The organism is Cellulomonas sp. (assembly GCF_965229465.1).
Lineage (GTDB): Bacteria > Actinomycetota > Actinomycetes > Actinomycetales > Cellulomonadaceae > Cellulomonas.
The window spans coordinates 3,650,647-3,664,586 of the sequence record NZ_OZ245882.1; the positions used below are offsets into that span (position 1 = coordinate 3,650,647).

At 71.2% G+C, this 13,940-nt stretch carries 15 protein-coding genes; 10 read left to right on the forward strand and 5 right to left on the reverse strand.

Annotated features, from left to right (window positions below; genetic code table 11):
• Positions 1-67 precede the first annotated feature (67 nt).
• Together ACO06A_RS17245 and ACO06A_RS17250 are read left to right on the forward strand one after the other, a co-directional pair.
• Complete coding sequence (locus tag ACO06A_RS17245; RefSeq protein ID WP_421733419.1) at positions 68-1,738, forward strand: CTP synthase; 1,671 nt, start codon at positions 68-70, stop codon at positions 1,736-1,738.
• The gene (locus tag ACO06A_RS17250; protein WP_421733420.1) at positions 1,738-2,331 is read left to right on the forward strand and encodes an NUDIX domain-containing protein; all 594 of its coding nucleotides are present in this window, start codon (positions 1,738-1,740) and stop codon (positions 2,329-2,331) included. The genes ACO06A_RS17245 and ACO06A_RS17250 overlap by 1 nt, the downstream gene beginning before the upstream one ends.
• A gap of 54 nt (positions 2,332-2,385) precedes the next feature.
• Here ACO06A_RS17250 and ACO06A_RS17255 read toward each other — a convergent pair whose 3' ends face one another.
• From ACO06A_RS17255 to ACO06A_RS17275, 5 genes are all read right to left on the reverse strand, one after another.
• Positions 2,386-3,198, reverse strand: coding sequence for an ABC transporter permease (locus ACO06A_RS17255; protein ID WP_421733421.1), 813 nt, complete (start codon positions 3,196-3,198; stop codon positions 2,386-2,388).
• A complete protein-coding gene (locus ACO06A_RS17260) occupies positions 3,198-4,247 on the reverse strand; it encodes an ATP-binding cassette domain-containing protein (RefSeq protein WP_421733422.1) in 1,050 nt (349 codons plus the stop codon). Before ACO06A_RS17260 ends, ACO06A_RS17255 begins: the two co-directional genes overlap by 1 nt.
• A 58-nt stretch (positions 4,248-4,305) precedes the next feature.
• The gene (locus ACO06A_RS17265; RefSeq protein ID WP_421733423.1) at positions 4,306-5,232 is read right to left on the reverse strand and encodes a COX15/CtaA family protein; all 927 of its coding nucleotides are present in this window, start codon (positions 5,230-5,232) and stop codon (positions 4,306-4,308) included.
• A gap of 87 nt (positions 5,233-5,319) precedes the next feature.
• Positions 5,320-6,069 carry an ABC transporter permease gene (locus tag ACO06A_RS17270; protein WP_421733424.1) on the reverse strand — a complete coding sequence of 250 codons (750 nt, stop codon included), beginning with the start codon at positions 6,067-6,069 and terminating at the stop codon, positions 5,320-5,322.
• Positions 6,066-6,980, reverse strand: coding sequence for an ABC transporter ATP-binding protein (locus ACO06A_RS17275; RefSeq protein ID WP_421733425.1), 915 nt, complete (start codon positions 6,978-6,980; stop codon positions 6,066-6,068). The genes ACO06A_RS17270 and ACO06A_RS17275 overlap by 4 nt, the downstream gene beginning before the upstream one ends.
• Positions 6,981-7,158: 178 nt before the next feature.
• Between ACO06A_RS17275 and ACO06A_RS17280 the strand changes: the two genes are divergently transcribed.
• Genes ACO06A_RS17280 through ACO06A_RS17315 form a run of 8 tightly spaced genes read left to right on the forward strand, consistent with a single transcriptional unit; the run spans position 7,159 to position 13,911 of the window.
• Positions 7,159-7,893 carry a helix-turn-helix transcriptional regulator gene (locus ACO06A_RS17280; RefSeq protein WP_421733426.1) on the forward strand — a complete coding sequence of 245 codons (735 nt, stop codon included), beginning with the start codon at positions 7,159-7,161 and terminating at the stop codon, positions 7,891-7,893.
• Positions 7,890-9,335: a Fe-S cluster assembly protein SufB gene (sufB, locus tag ACO06A_RS17285; protein ID WP_281362276.1), complete on the forward strand. Its 1,446-nt coding sequence runs from the start codon at positions 7,890-7,892 to the stop codon at positions 9,333-9,335. The genes ACO06A_RS17280 and sufB overlap by 4 nt, the downstream gene beginning before the upstream one ends.
• On the forward strand, positions 9,335-10,648 hold the full coding sequence (gene sufD, locus ACO06A_RS17290; RefSeq protein ID WP_421733427.1) for a Fe-S cluster assembly protein SufD: 1,314 nt from the start codon (positions 9,335-9,337) through the stop codon (positions 10,646-10,648). The genes sufB and sufD overlap by 1 nt, the downstream gene beginning before the upstream one ends.
• A complete protein-coding gene (locus tag ACO06A_RS17295; RefSeq protein WP_175349753.1) occupies positions 10,645-10,977 on the forward strand; it encodes a non-heme iron oxygenase ferredoxin subunit in 333 nt (110 codons plus the stop codon). Before sufD ends, ACO06A_RS17295 begins: the two co-directional genes overlap by 4 nt.
• Before the next feature lie 33 nt (positions 10,978-11,010).
• The gene (gene sufC, locus ACO06A_RS17300; protein ID WP_421733428.1) at positions 11,011-11,775 is read left to right on the forward strand and encodes a Fe-S cluster assembly ATPase SufC; all 765 of its coding nucleotides are present in this window, start codon (positions 11,011-11,013) and stop codon (positions 11,773-11,775) included.
• Positions 11,776-11,783: 8 nt separating this feature from the next.
• A complete protein-coding gene (locus ACO06A_RS17305) occupies positions 11,784-13,094 on the forward strand; it encodes a cysteine desulfurase (RefSeq protein ID WP_421733429.1) in 1,311 nt (436 codons plus the stop codon).
• Positions 13,091-13,579, forward strand: a complete 489-nt coding sequence (gene sufU, locus ACO06A_RS17310) for a Fe-S cluster assembly sulfur transfer protein SufU (RefSeq protein WP_421733430.1) — start codon at positions 13,091-13,093, stop codon at positions 13,577-13,579. Before ACO06A_RS17305 ends, sufU begins: the two co-directional genes overlap by 4 nt.
• A complete protein-coding gene (locus ACO06A_RS17315; protein ID WP_421733431.1) occupies positions 13,576-13,911 on the forward strand; it encodes a metal-sulfur cluster assembly factor in 336 nt (111 codons plus the stop codon). Before sufU ends, ACO06A_RS17315 begins: the two co-directional genes overlap by 4 nt.
• Positions 13,912-13,940 lie beyond the last annotated feature (29 nt).

Consider the following 13,940-nt stretch of genomic DNA (forward strand, 5'->3'; position numbering starts at 1 on the left):
GCGACGTGTCCGGACTCACCCGCGCCGTGCTCCGGCATCGGGCATTCGTCGGGTAGGTTGGAATCCCGTGACAGAGCGCGCGCATCGACTCTCCGGGCGGTCGGATTCCACGACCCGGCACATCTTCGTCACCGGGGGTGTTGCTTCCTCCCTCGGTAAGGGCCTGACGGCGAGCAGCCTCGGCCGACTCCTTCGCTCCCGTGGCCTCCGGGTCACGATGCAGAAGCTCGACCCGTACCTCAACGTGGACCCGGGCACCATGAACCCGTTCCAGCACGGCGAGGTCTTCGTGACCGAGGACGGCGCCGAGACGGACCTCGACGTCGGCCACTACGAGCGGTTCCTGGACGTGGACCTCGTGGGCTCGGCCAACGTGACCACGGGCCAGGTCTACTCGCAGGTGATCGCCAAAGAGCGTCGTGGCGAGTACCTCGGTGACACGGTGCAGGTCATCCCGCACATCACCGACGAGATCAAGACGCGGATGCGCCAGCAGGCGAACTCCGACATCGACGTGATCATCACGGAGATCGGCGGCACGGTCGGCGACATCGAGTCGCTGCCGTTCCTCGAGGCGGCCCGCCAGGTGCGTCACGACCTGGGCCGCGACAACTGCTTCTTCCTGCACGTCTCACTCGTGCCGTACATCGGGCCGTCGGGTGAGCTCAAGACCAAGCCGACCCAGCACTCCGTCGCGGCCCTGCGCAGCATCGGCATCCAGCCGGACGCGATCGTGCTGCGGGCCGACCGCGACGTCCCGGACGCCACCAAGCGCAAGATCGCGCTCATGTGCGACGTCGACATCGAGGGCGTCGTCACCGCCAAGGACGCGCCGAGCATCTACGACATCCCGCGGGTGCTGCACTCCGAGGGTCTCGACGCCTACGTCGTGCAGCGGCTGAGCCTGCCGTTCCGCGATGTCGAGTGGAAGGGCTGGGACGAGCTGCTCCACCGCGTGCACCAGCCCGCCCACCGCGTCGAGGTCGCGCTCGTCGGCAAGTACATCGACCTGCCGGACGCCTACCTGTCCGTGACCGAGGCGCTGCGCGCCGGCGGGTTCCACCACGACACCAAGGTCGTCATCCGGTGGGTCACCTCCGACGACTGCCAGACGCCCGAGGGCGCCCGGCTGGCGCTCGAGGGCGTGGACGCGGTGCTGGTGCCCGGCGGGTTCGGCGTCCGGGGCATCGAGGGCAAGCTCGGCGCGCTGCGCTGGGCGCGGGAGAACCTCATCCCGACGCTCGGCATCTGCCTGGGCCTCCAGTGCATGGTCATCGAGTACTCGCGCACCGTCCTCGGGCTCGACGGCGCGTCGTCGTCCGAGTTCGACTCCGACCCCGCGCACCCCGTCATCGCCACGATGGCCGAGCAGCTGGCGATCGTCGGCGGCGACGGTGACCTGGGCGGCACCATGCGCCTGGGCGCCTACGAGGCCGTCCTGACGCCCGGGTCCGTCGTCGCGGAGGCGTACGGGGCCACCCGCGTCTCGGAGCGGCACCGGCACCGGTACGAGGTGAACAACGCGTACCGCGACAAGCTCGAGGACGCCGGCCTGGTCATCTCCGGCGTGTCGCCCGACACCTCGCTGGTCGAGTTCGTCGAGCTGCCGAAGGACGTGCACCCGTACTACGTGTCCACGCAGGCGCACCCCGAGTTCAAGTCGCGTCCGACGCGGGCGCACCCGCTGTTCGCCGGGCTCGTCGAGGCGGCCCTCGCGCAGCGCGGCGACGAGTCCTGATGCTCGCTGACGTCGAGGCGCCCCGTCCGGTCGTGTCGCACGACGTGATCCACGCGGGGAAGATCTTCGACCTGGTCGGCGACGTGGTGGACCTCGGCGAGACGCAGGTGCTCCGCGAGTACGTGGCGCACCCGGGTGCCGTCGCGGTCATCGCGCTCGACGACGACGACCGCGTGCTGCTGCTCTCGCAGTACCGGCACCCGGTGCGCTCCGAGCTGTGGGAGCCGCCCGCCGGGCTGCGCGACGTCCCGGACGAGGCCCTCGCCGTGGCCGCTGCACGGGAGCTCGCCGAGGAGGCCGACCTGGTGGCCGGCTCCTGGTGGCGGCTGGTGGACTTCTTCACCACGCCCGGCGGGTCGGACGAGCGGATCCGGGTGTTCCTGGCGCGGGACCTGCGGCCCGTGGCGGAGGCCGACCTGCACACGCGCACGGACGAGGAAGCGGGCATGATGCCGGTGTGGATCCCGCTCGACGACGCCGTGGACGCGGCGCTGTCCGGGCGCCTCCACAGCCCGACGGCGGTCACCGGGGTGCTCGCCGCGGCAGCGGCCCGGGCGCGCGGCTGGTCGACGCTGGAGGCCGTGACCGTCTGACGGTCGCTGAGCACGACGATGCCGCCTCGAGGGGCGGCATCGTCGTCTCCGGGCTCAGCGGCTGGTCGACCGCTGGTACTGGAGGTTGGCCAGCGGGACGAACACGAGGATGAAGATCGCCGACCAGATCAGCGTGTAGAGCACCGCGTGCTGGAGCGGCCACGCGTCCGGCGTCGGCACCCCCTCCGGGATGTTGCCGAAGAGCTCGCGAGACGCCTGGGTCACGGCCGACACCGGGTTCCACTCGGCGAACGTCTGCAGCGGTGCGGGCAGCGTCTCGAGCGGGACGAACGTGTTGGCGACGAACGTGAGCGGGAAGATCACGATGAACGTGGCGTTGTTGAACACCTCGACGCTCGGCACGAGCATCCCCAGCCACGCCATGATCCACGAGATCGAGTACGAGAAGATCAGCAGCAGCAGGAAGCCGAGCGCCGCCTCGCCGACAGAGCTGTGGATGCCCCACCCCACCAGCAGGCCGGTCAGGGACATGACGATGAGCACCAGGATGTTGTTGGCGACGTCCGAGATGGTGCGGCCGGTCAGCACGGCGGACGGCGCCATGGGCAGCGACCGGAACCGGTCGATGATCCCCTTCTTGATGTCCTCCGCCAGGCCGGCGCCCGTGATGGTGGCGCCGAAGATGACCGTCTGGGCGAAGATCCCGGCCATCAGGAACTCGCGGTAGGCGTCGGCGTCGGCGCCGCCGGGGACGTCGATCGCACCGCCGAACACGTAGGCGAAGAGCAGGACGAACATGATCGGGGAGAGCGTGGTGAAGACCAGCAGGTCGGGGACGCGCTTGATCTTGATGATGTTGCGCTTGGCGACGACGTAGCTGTCCGAGAACACGGTGGGCGCGGCCATCAGGCACCTCCGGTGGAGGACTCGTGGGCGGCGGCCGCGTGACGGCCCGGTCCGGTGGGTGCGTCCGGCGGTGGTGGCGGCGGTGACTCCTTAGGGCCGGCGTCCGCCTCCTCGCTCGCGTGCCCGGTGAGCGACAGGAACACGTCGTCCAGCGTGGGCCGGCGCAGCCCGACGTCGTCGATGCCGATGTGCGCGTCGTCGAGGACGCGCAGCGCCTCGGTGAGCACCTGAGCGCCACCGCTGATCGGCATCAGCAGCGTGCGGCGGCCCTCGTCGAGCGCGGCCTTGCCCACGCCGAGGGGTTCGAGCAGGTCCCGGGCGGCCAGGAGGGTGCCGGGGTCGCGGACCGTGAGCTCGAGCCGTTCACCGCCCACCTGGGTCTTCAGCTGGTCCGCGGTGCCTTGCGCGATGATCTTGCCGTGGTCGATGACCACGATGTCGTCGGCCAGCAGGTCGGCCTCCTCCAGGTACTGCGTGGTGAGCAGCAGGGTGGTGCCGCCGGCCACGAGGTTCTGGATCACCTCCCACATCTCGGTGCGGCCACGCGGGTCCAGGCCGGTGGTCGGCTCGTCGAGGAAGATGATCGGCGGGTCTGCCACGAGCGCACCGGCGAGGTCGAGCCGTCGTCGCATGCCGCCGGAGTACGTCTTGGACGGGCGGTCCGCGGCGTCCTCGAGCCGGAACGACGCGAGCAGCTCCCGCGCCCGCGCCCGGGAGCGCTTGGCCCCCAGGTGGTAGAGCCGGCCGATCATGTCGAGGTTCTCGAAGCCGGTGAGGTACTCGTCGACGGCCGCGTACTGGCCGGACAGGCCGATGCGGCGCCGGACGTCCCGCGGCCTGGTCAGGACGTCCACCCCGGCCACCGTCGCGGACCCGGCGTCGGGCTGCAGGAGCGTGGTGAGGATGCGGACGATGGTCGTCTTGCCGGCCCCGTTGGGACCGAGCAGGCCCAGCACCGAACCGGTGGGCACGGCCAGATCGACCCCGTCGAGGGCCGTGACGGTCTTGTAGCGCTTGACGAGTCCCTGAGCGGTGATCGCGTCTGCCATGGTTCGAGGCTAGGAGAGACCACCGACACGAGAACAGCAGATACCGGGACGAACCTGGTCAGGCACCGCGCGTGCGCAGGCTCCCGACGAAGAAGGTGACCGCGGCCGCCAGCAGGGCCGCGCCCAGCATGTGCAGGTTGACCAGCGCGATCGGCAGGCCCGTGAACAGCTGCACGTAGCCGATGGCGCCCTGGCCGAGCGTGACGGCCAGGAGCACGAGGCCGGTGATCCACGGTCGTCCGCGGACCCCGCGGCGGTGCAGCAGGACCAGGACGACCACGAGCACCGCGACGAACGCCCAGACGGAGGCCGCGTGCAGCTTGGCCATGAGCCACGGGTCGACGCCGAACCGGTAGCCGACCTCGTCGTCGCCGGAGTGCGGACCGGCGCCGGTGACGACCACGCCGAGCACGAGGACCACGGTGGCGAGCGCGACGAGGGCGCGCACGGCGATCGTCGTGGTGCGGTCCACGAGCCGGACGGCCGGCCCGTCGCCCTCACGGGTGCGTACGACCAGCCACGCGGAGAACGCGACCAGGGCCATCGAGATGAGCAGGTGGCTGCCGACGATCGCAGGGTGCAGGTCCACCAGCACGGTGATCCCGCCGATGACGGCCTGGATCAGCACGCCGACGACGGGGATCAGCCCGAGGCGGCGGTAGGACCACGGCCGGCGCCGGTCGAGGACCACGAGGACCGCGACCACGGCCGCGATGGCCACGAGCAGCACGCTGACGGTCCGGTTGCCGAACTCGACGTACGGGTGGAACGACGTCGCGCTGTGGAGCTGGGGGGTGAACTGGCCGGGCTCGCACTGGGGCCACGTGGAGCACCCGAGGCCGGAGGCCGTGAGCCGCACCGCGCCGCCGGTGACGATGATGACGATCTGCCCGACGAGGTTGGCCACCACGGCGGTCCAGGTCCACCGGTCGCGGAACCGGTCCAGGGTCGACTGGCGGGTGTCGAGGGCAGGGGACGAGCTCACGACGACCAGCCTACGGTCCGGTCGCCGCCCACCGGACCGGCCCGCGGGCGAGGCTCGTCACAGCGCGCGGTGCCCGCGGAACAGCGGTCAGTGCCAGCGGAACAGCCGGCTCGCGCCCCAGCCCAGGGCAGCGGTCCAGCCGACGAGGACCACGACGGACCAGCCGGGCAGGACACCGTGCATGAGCGTCTCGCGCATGGCCTCGCCGAGTGCCCCCGACGGCAGCAGCAGGGCGATGTGGGCCATCGGGCCGGGCAGCTGCTCGGCGGGGATGACGACCCCGCCGGCGACGGCGAGGACGAGCAGCAGCAGGTTGGCGAGCGCGAGGACGGCCTCGGCGCGCAGCGTCCCGGCGACGAGCAGGGCGAGCGCGGTGAAGGCGGCGGTGCCCAGGACGATCGCCACGACGGACAGGGCGATGCCCGCGGGATCGGGGCGCCAGCCGAGCAGGAGGGCGACCGCGCCGATCACGACGACCTGCACGAGCTCCACCACGAGGACGCCCAGCACCTTGCCGGCGAGCAGCCCGCCGCGCCCGAGCGGGGTGGTGGACAGCAGGCGGAGGACGCCGTTCCGGCGGTCGAACGAGGACGCGATGGCCTGCGAGGTGAACGACGAGGTCATCACGGCGAGGGCCAGGATGCCGGGTGTGAGGAAGTCGATCCGGCTGGCGCCGCCGGTGTCCAGCTCGATGGCGGTGACCCTCGACAGACCGACGAGCACCAGGACCGGCACGATGATCGTGACGAGCAGCTGCTCGCCGTTGCGCAGGATGGCGCGCGCCTCGAACGCGGTCTGCGCCAGGACGCGCTGGGTCGTCGGGGCTGCCGTGCTCATCGCAGGTTCCGTCCGGTCAGGTCGAGGAACACGTCCTCGAGGGTGCGACGCCCGACGGTCAACCGGGTGGCCAGCGCCCCGTGCGCGGCGAGCCAGGCCGTCACCGCCGCCACCGCCTCGGGGTCGACGGCACCGGTGACCGTGTACGAGCCGTCGCGCGGCTCGGTGACGTCGAAGTCCGTGCCCAGCGCGTCGTGCAGGGCGAGGCCGGGGGTGGTCTCGAGCCGCAGGGTGCGGTCGTCGGCGGAGGAGACGAGCGACGGCACCGAGCCCTGCGCGATCACGCGGCCGTGGTCGACCACGACGACGTGGTCGGCGAGGTCCTCGGCCTCGTCCATGAGGTGCGTCGTGAGGACGACGGCGACGCCCTCGTCGCGCAGCTCGCGCACCAGGTCCCAGACGGCGTGCCGGGTCTGCGGGTCCATGCCGGCGCTCGGCTCGTCGAGGAAGACGACCTCGGGCCGGCCGACGATCGCCGCGGCGAGCGCGAGCCGTTGGCGCTGGCCCCCGGAGAGCCGCCGGACCGTGGTCCGCGCGAACGACCCGAGCCCCAGGCGCTCGGTCAGCTCGCCCACGTCCCGCGGGTCGGCGTACATCCTGGCGACGTGCTCGAGCATCTCGTGCGCCTTCACGCCGGTCGGCAGCCCGCCGTCCTGGAGCATGACGCCCACCCGCGGGCGCAGGTCCCGGGCGTCGGCGAGCGGGTCGAGCCCGAGCACGCGCACCGTGCCACCGTCGGGCTCCCGCAGCCCTTCGCAGCACTCGACCGTCGTGGTCTTGCCGGCGCCGTTGGGCCCCAGCACCGCGGTCACCTGCCCGCGGTGGGCGACGAGGTCGAGCCCGTCGACGACGGCGCGGCCGCCGTAGCGCTTGACGAGCCCGGAGATCTCGAGCGCGGGGGAGTCGGGCACGAGAGGGAAGTCTAGGGCGCTCGCCGGACGGCGCCGGTGTGAGGGACGCGACCCTGAGCGAAGGCTCACCTTGCTTGCGGGGATGGATATTCGCAACAAGGATGTTGCCAATATCGCGGCCCCCTCTCTCAGACATCCGTGCGCGGCCGCTCGTACCGAGGACCCGACGGAGGTGTGCATGAACGCGACGCTGCGTGCAGTCGACCACCCCACCGCGGACACCACGACGGACTTCGACGCAGGCACCCGCCAGCGCGTGCTCCAGATCATCGCCGCGGCCGGTCCGGTGTCCGCCGCCGAGCTCGCCGCCCAGCTCGACCTCGCGCCCGCCGGCATCCGTCGCCACCTGGGCGTCCTCGAGGCCACGGACCAGATCACGGTGCACGACGCCGCCAACGGGCCGAAGGGTCGGGGTCGCCCGGCGCGCCGGTACGTCGTGACCAGCCACGGTCAGTCCGCGCTCTCGCACCGCTACTCCGAGCTCGCCGCGCAGGCGCTCCGCTTCCTCGCCGAGACCGCCGGTCCGCAGGCCGTGCAGGGCTTCGCCGAGCAGCGCGTCCGCGAGCTCGAGGAGCGGCACGCCGTCGCAGTCGACGCCGCCGGACCGGACGTCGCCGCCCGCGTCCGTGCGCTGGCGGACGGGCTGGCCGCGGACGGGTACGCCGCGTCGGCACGGCCGGCGCCCGGGGGAGCCGCGATGCAGCTGTGCCAGGGGCACTGCCCCGTCCAGGACGTCGCGCACCAGTTCCCCCAGCTCTGCGAGGCCGAGGCGCGGGCGTTCTCCCGGCTCCTCGGCGTGCACGTGCAGCGCCTGTCGACGCTCGCCGGCGGCGGTCACGTCTGCACCACGAACATCCCGATCTCCAACGCCCCTGCCCACCCCGTGCTCTCCGTGGAAGGACATTCAGCATGAGTGCACAGACCGACAGCACTGCGGCAACGCCGCAGATGACCCAGGACGAGGCCATCGCCTCCATCGGGAACTACAACTACGGCTGGCACGACGCCGACGCAGCCGGGGCGGTGGCCACCCGTGGCCTGTCCGAGGCCAAGGTCCGCGAGATCTCCGCGCTCAAGAACGAGCCCGAGTGGATGCTCAAGACGCGCCTGAAGTCGCTGCGCCTGTTCGACAAGAAGCCCATGCCCTGGTGGGGCTCGGACCTGTCGGGCATCGACTTCGACAACATCAAGTACTTCGTGCGGTCGACGGAGAAGCAGGCCACCAGCTGGGAGGACCTGCCCGACGACATCAAGAACACGTATGACCGGCTGGGCATCCCGGAGGCGGAGAAGCAGCGCCTCGTCGCCGGCGTCGCCGCGCAGTACGAGTCCGAGGTGGTCTACCACCAGATCCAGGAGTCGCTCGAGGAGCAGGGTGTCATCTTCCTCGACACCGACACGGCTCTGAAGGAGCACCCGGAGATCTTCGAGCAGTACTTCGGCTCGGTCATCCCGCCCGGGGACAACAAGTTCGCGTCGCTCAACACGGCCGTGTGGTCGGGCGGCTCGTTCGTCTACGTGCCGCCGGGCGTGCACGTCGAGATCCCCCTGCAGGCCTACTTCCGGATCAACACCGAGAACATGGGCCAGTTCGAGCGGACGCTGATCATCGCGGACGAGGGTTCGTACGTGCACTATGTCGAGGGGTGCACCGCGCCGGTGTACTCGAGCGACTCGCTGCACTCCGCGGTCGTCGAGATCATCGTCAAGAAGAACGCGCGCGTCCGGTACACGACCATCCAGAACTGGTCGAACAACGTGTACAACCTGGTCACCAAGCGGGCGACCGCGGCCGAGGGCGCCACCATGGAGTGGGTCGACGGCAACATCGGCTCCAAGGTCACCATGAAGTACCCGGCCATCTACCTGCTGGGCGAGCACGCGCGCGGCGAGACGCTGTCGATCGCGTTCGCCGGTGCGGGCCAGCACCAGGACGCCGGCGCCAAGATGGTGCACGCCGCGCCGTACACCTCCAGCTCGATCGTCTCCAAGTCGGTCGCGCGCGGCGGTGGCCGTACGTCCTACCGCGGACTGGTCCAGGTGCTCGAGGGCGCCCACCACTCCGCGTCGAACGTGCTCTGCGACGCGCTGCTGGTCGACCAGATCTCCCGGTCGGACACGTACCCGTACGTGGACGTCCGCGAGGACGACGTGTCGATGGGCCACGAGGCGACCGTGTCGCGCGTGAGCGAGGACCAGCTGTTCTACCTGATGTCCCGAGGCATGCCCGAGACCGAGGCCATGGCCATGATCGTGCGCGGGTTCGTCGAGCCCATCGCCCGTGAGCTGCCCATGGAGTACGCCCTCGAGCTGAACCGCCTCATCGAGCTCCAGATGGAAGGGGCCGTCGGCTGATGACGACCACCACAGACTCTCTGTCGACGGACCACTCCAAGGCCACCGCCGATGGGAGCCACTCGCACGGGGTCGGGCCCCTCCCGGAGGCCTCCCGCGCATCCCGTCCCACGTCCTTCGACGTCGCCGACTTCCCGGTGCCGAACGGACGCGAGGAGGAGTGGCGCTTCGCACCGGTCGCTCGGCTCGCGCCGCTGTTCGCGGCGGCGACCGACGGCGTGCTCGACGGCCACGGCGTGCTCACGACCGTGGTCGAGGCGCCCGAGGTCCAGGTCGAGATCGTCGAGCGCGACGACGCCCGCCTCGGCCGGGCCGGCAAGCCCGGCGACCGCACCGCGGCCGTGGCGTGGGCCTCGTTCCCGCGCGCCACGATCGTCACGATCCCGAAGGAGGCCGTCGCCTCCGAGGTGACGTCGATCCGCATCGAGGGCGTCGAGGGTGCCGGCACGCACGAGGCCGCGCTCGAGCCCACCGCGACGCACCTTCTCGTGCACGCCCAGCCGCTGTCGCAGGCCGTCGTCGTCATCGACCACGTCGGCCACGCCGCGCTCACGGAGACGGTCGAGATCGTCGCCGACGAGGGTGCGCACCTGACCGTCGTCACGGTGCACGACTGGGCCGAGGGCTCGGTGCACGCGTCCTCGCACCGCCTGCGCATCGGCCGCGACGCCACGGTCAAGCACATCGCGGTGACGCTCGGCGGCGACGTCGTGCGCATCACGCCCGACGCCGAGTTCGTCGGCGAGGGCGCGAACGTGAAGATGGTCGGCCTGTACTTCGCCGACGCCGGCCAGCACCAGGAGCAGCGCCTCTTCGTCGACCACGCGGTGCCCAACTGCATCTCGCGCGTCACGTACAAGGGCGCCCTCCAGGGCGAGGGTGCGCACACGGTGTGGGTCGGTGACGTCCTCATCCGGGCCGCCGCCGAGGGCACCGACACGTACGAGCTCAACCGCAACCTCGTCCTGTCCGACGGTGCTCGCGCCGACTCGGTGCCCAACCTCGAGATCGAGACCGGTCTCATCGAGGGCGCCGGGCACGCCAGCGCGACCGGCCGGTTCGACGACGAGCAGCTCTTCTACCTGCGCGCCCGCGGCATCCCGGAGTCCGACGCTCGTCGGCTCGTCGTGCGCGGCTTCTTCGCCGAGCTCATCCACGAGATCGGCGTCCCGTCGATCGAGGAGCGCCTCATCGGGGCGATCGAGCGCGAGCTGGAGAAGTCGATGAGCGTGCTGGACGCGCTGTCAGAGGACACGACGGCCATCACTCACGTCGAGGGTTCCGAGGTGTCCCTCCAGACGGAGCGTGCATGAGCGCCCAGCTGGCCTGCTACGACGAGGACGTGCCCGTCGAGGGCACGCTCCGCGTCGAGCTGGAGGCTGAGCACGGCACGGTCGAGGTCGCGCTCGTGCGTGACTCCGCCGGCGAGCTGCACGCCATCAGCGACATCTGCTCGCACGGCGCCGTCTCCCTGTCGGACGGAGAGGTGGAGGACTGCACGATCGAGTGCTGGCTCCACGGCTCCCGCTTCGACCTGCGCACCGGCAAGCCCACCGGGCCCCCCGCCGTCCGCTCCGTCCCCGTCTACCCCGTGACCGTCGACGGCCAGCGCGTGCTGGTCGACGTCGACGCCCCGCTCTGAACTGACTCCCTGAACTGCCCTGGAAGGAACAGCATGTCCACCCTGGAGATCCGCGACCTGCACGTCAGCGTCGAGACGAAGGAGGGCGCCAAGCAGATCCTGCGCGGCGTCGACCTGACCGTCGCCAGCGGCGAGACCCACGCCATCATGGGTCCGAACGGCTCCGGCAAGTCGACGCTGGCGTACTCGCTGGCCGGCCACCCGAAGTACCACGTCACGAGCGGCACCGTGACGCTGGACGGCGAGGACGTCCTCGCGCTGTCTGTCGACGCCCGCGCCCGCGCCGGGTTGTTCCTGGCGATGCAGTACCCCGTCGAGGTCCCCGGGGTCAGCGTGTCCAACTTCCTGCGCACCGCCAAGACGGCGATCGACGGCCAGGCGCCGCCGCTGCGCACCTGGGTCAAGGACGTCCGCAAGGCGATGGACGACCTGCGCATGGACCCGGCGTTCGCGGAGCGGTCCGTCAACGAGGGCTTCTCGGGCGGCGAGAAGAAGCGCCACGAGATCCTGCAGATGGAGCTCCTCAAGCCGAAGTTCGCGATCCTCGACGAGACCGACTCGGGCCTCGACGTCGACGCGCTGCGCGTCGTATCCGAGGGCGTGAACCGCGTCAAGCAGAACCCGGACGTCGGCGTCCTGCTGATCACGCACTACACGCGGATCCTGCGCTACATCACGCCGGACTTCGTGCACGTGTTCGTGGACGGCAAGGTCGCCGAGGAGGGTGGGCCCGAGCTGGCCGACCGCCTCGAGAACGAGGGCTACGACCGCTTCCTGTCGAGCGCCACGGTTCTCTGAGGCCCACCGTGACCAGCACCCTCGACGGCGCCGCTCGGACGCTCGACGCGTCCGAGCTGGCTGCCGTGCGCGCGGACTTCCCGCTGCTCGCACGGACCCTGCGCGGCGGGCGGCCGCTGGTCTACCTCGACTCCGGGGCAACCTCGCAGAAGCCCGAGGTCGTCCTCGACGCCGAGCAGGACTTCTACGGGCAGCGGAACGCCGCGGTGCACCGGGGCGCGCACCAGCTCGCCGAGGAGGCCACCGAGGCGTTCGAGGACGCGCGTGACCGCGTGGCGTCGTTCGTCGGGGTGTCGCCGGGGTCGCTGGTCTGGACGTCGAACGCGACCGCGGGGATCAACCTCGTCGCCTACGCGATGTCGAACGCGTCGCTCGGCCGCGGGGGAGCGGCCGCGCGGCAGTTCGCGCTGGGCCCGGGCGACGAGATCGTGGTCACCGAGGCGGAGCACCACGCGAACCTGGTGCCGTGGCAGGAGCTCGCGCTGCGCACCGGGGCGACGCTGCGCTGGCTCGGGGTCGACGACGACGGGCGGATCCGCGTCGACGAGCTGGACACCGTGGTCACCGAGCGCACCAAGGTGCTGGCGTTCACCCACGCCTCGAACGTGACGGGTGCGATCACACCGGTCGAGCCGTTCGTCGCCCGCGCTCGCGCGGTGGGCGCTCTGACCGTGCTGGACGCCTGCCAGTCGGTCCCGCACCTGCCGGTGGACCTGACGGCCCTGGGTGTCGACTTCGCGGCGTTCTCGGGGCACAAGATGCTCGGCCCGACGGGTGTCGGCGCGCTCTACGGGCGGCGCGAGCTGCTCGAGGCGATGCCGCCGGTGACGACGGGTGGCTCGATGGTCGAGGTCGTCACCATGGAGTCGACGACGTACGCACCTCCGCCGCAGCGGTTCGAGGCCGGCACGCAGATGGTCGCCCAGACCGTCGGGATGGGCGCCGCGGCGTCCTACCTGGCCGAGCTGGGCATGGACGCCGTCGCCGCGCACGAGGCGCACCTGGCGCGGCTGCTGCTCGACGCCGTCGCCTCGGTGCCCGGCGTGCGGGTCATCGGCCCGACCGACACCCGCGACCGCCTGGCCACCGTCTCGTTCGTCGTCGACGGCGTGCACGCGCACGACGTCGGCCAGGTGCTCGATGACGCCGGGGTGGCCGTGCGGGTGGGCCACCACTGCGCGCAGCCCCTGCACCGGCGGTTCGGCGTAGCGTCGACGTCACGCGCCAGCGCGGCGGTCTACACGACCGACGAGGAGATCGAGGTCTTCCGGGAAGCACTGACGGGGGTCCGGGCGTTCTTCGGTCTGGAGGTGTCATGAGCACGGGATCGATGGAGCAGCTGTACCAGCAGGTCATCCTCGACCACGCGAAGTTCCCGCACGGCAAGGGACTGGGCGCGGCGGGGGACAGCCACCTGCACACGGGGGAGTCGCACCAGGTGAACCCCACCTGCGGCGACGAGGTCACGCTGCAGGTGGACCTCGACACGTCTGGCGGCGCCGCCGTCGTCCGTGACGTCCGCTGGGACGGTCAGGGGTGCAGCATCTCGCAGGCCTCGGTCTCGGTGCTGCACGACCTGGTGGTCGGCAACGACCTCGCCACGGTGGACCAGCTCGGCGGCACGTTCCGCGCGCTCATGCAGACGCGCGGCAACGGGCTGGACGAGGAGGCCGAGGACGCCCTCGGCGACGCGACCGCCTTCACGGGCGTCGCCAAGTACCCCGCGCGGATCAAGTGCGCCCTGCTCGGCTGGGCGGCGCTGACCGACGCACTCATCAAGACCGGCGCACGGGAGAACTCATGAGCACGGACACACCCTCGCCCGCCCCCATCACCGTGGCCGACATCGAGGAGGCCATGCGCGACGTCATCGACCCCGAGCTGGGCATCAACGTCGTCGACCTCGGGCTGGTCTACGGGCTCACCATCGACCAGACCAACACGGCCGTCATCGACATGACGCTCACGTCGGCGGCCTGCCCGCTGACCGACGTCATCGAGGACCAGTCGGCGCAGGCGCTCGAGGGCCTCGTCGACGGGTTCCGCATCAACTGGGTGTGGATGCCGCCGTGGGGCCCCGAGAAGATCACGCCCGACGGCCGCGAGCAGATGCGGGCCCTCGGCTTCAACATCTGAGGTCGCACTCTCCGAAGCCCCGGTCAGCC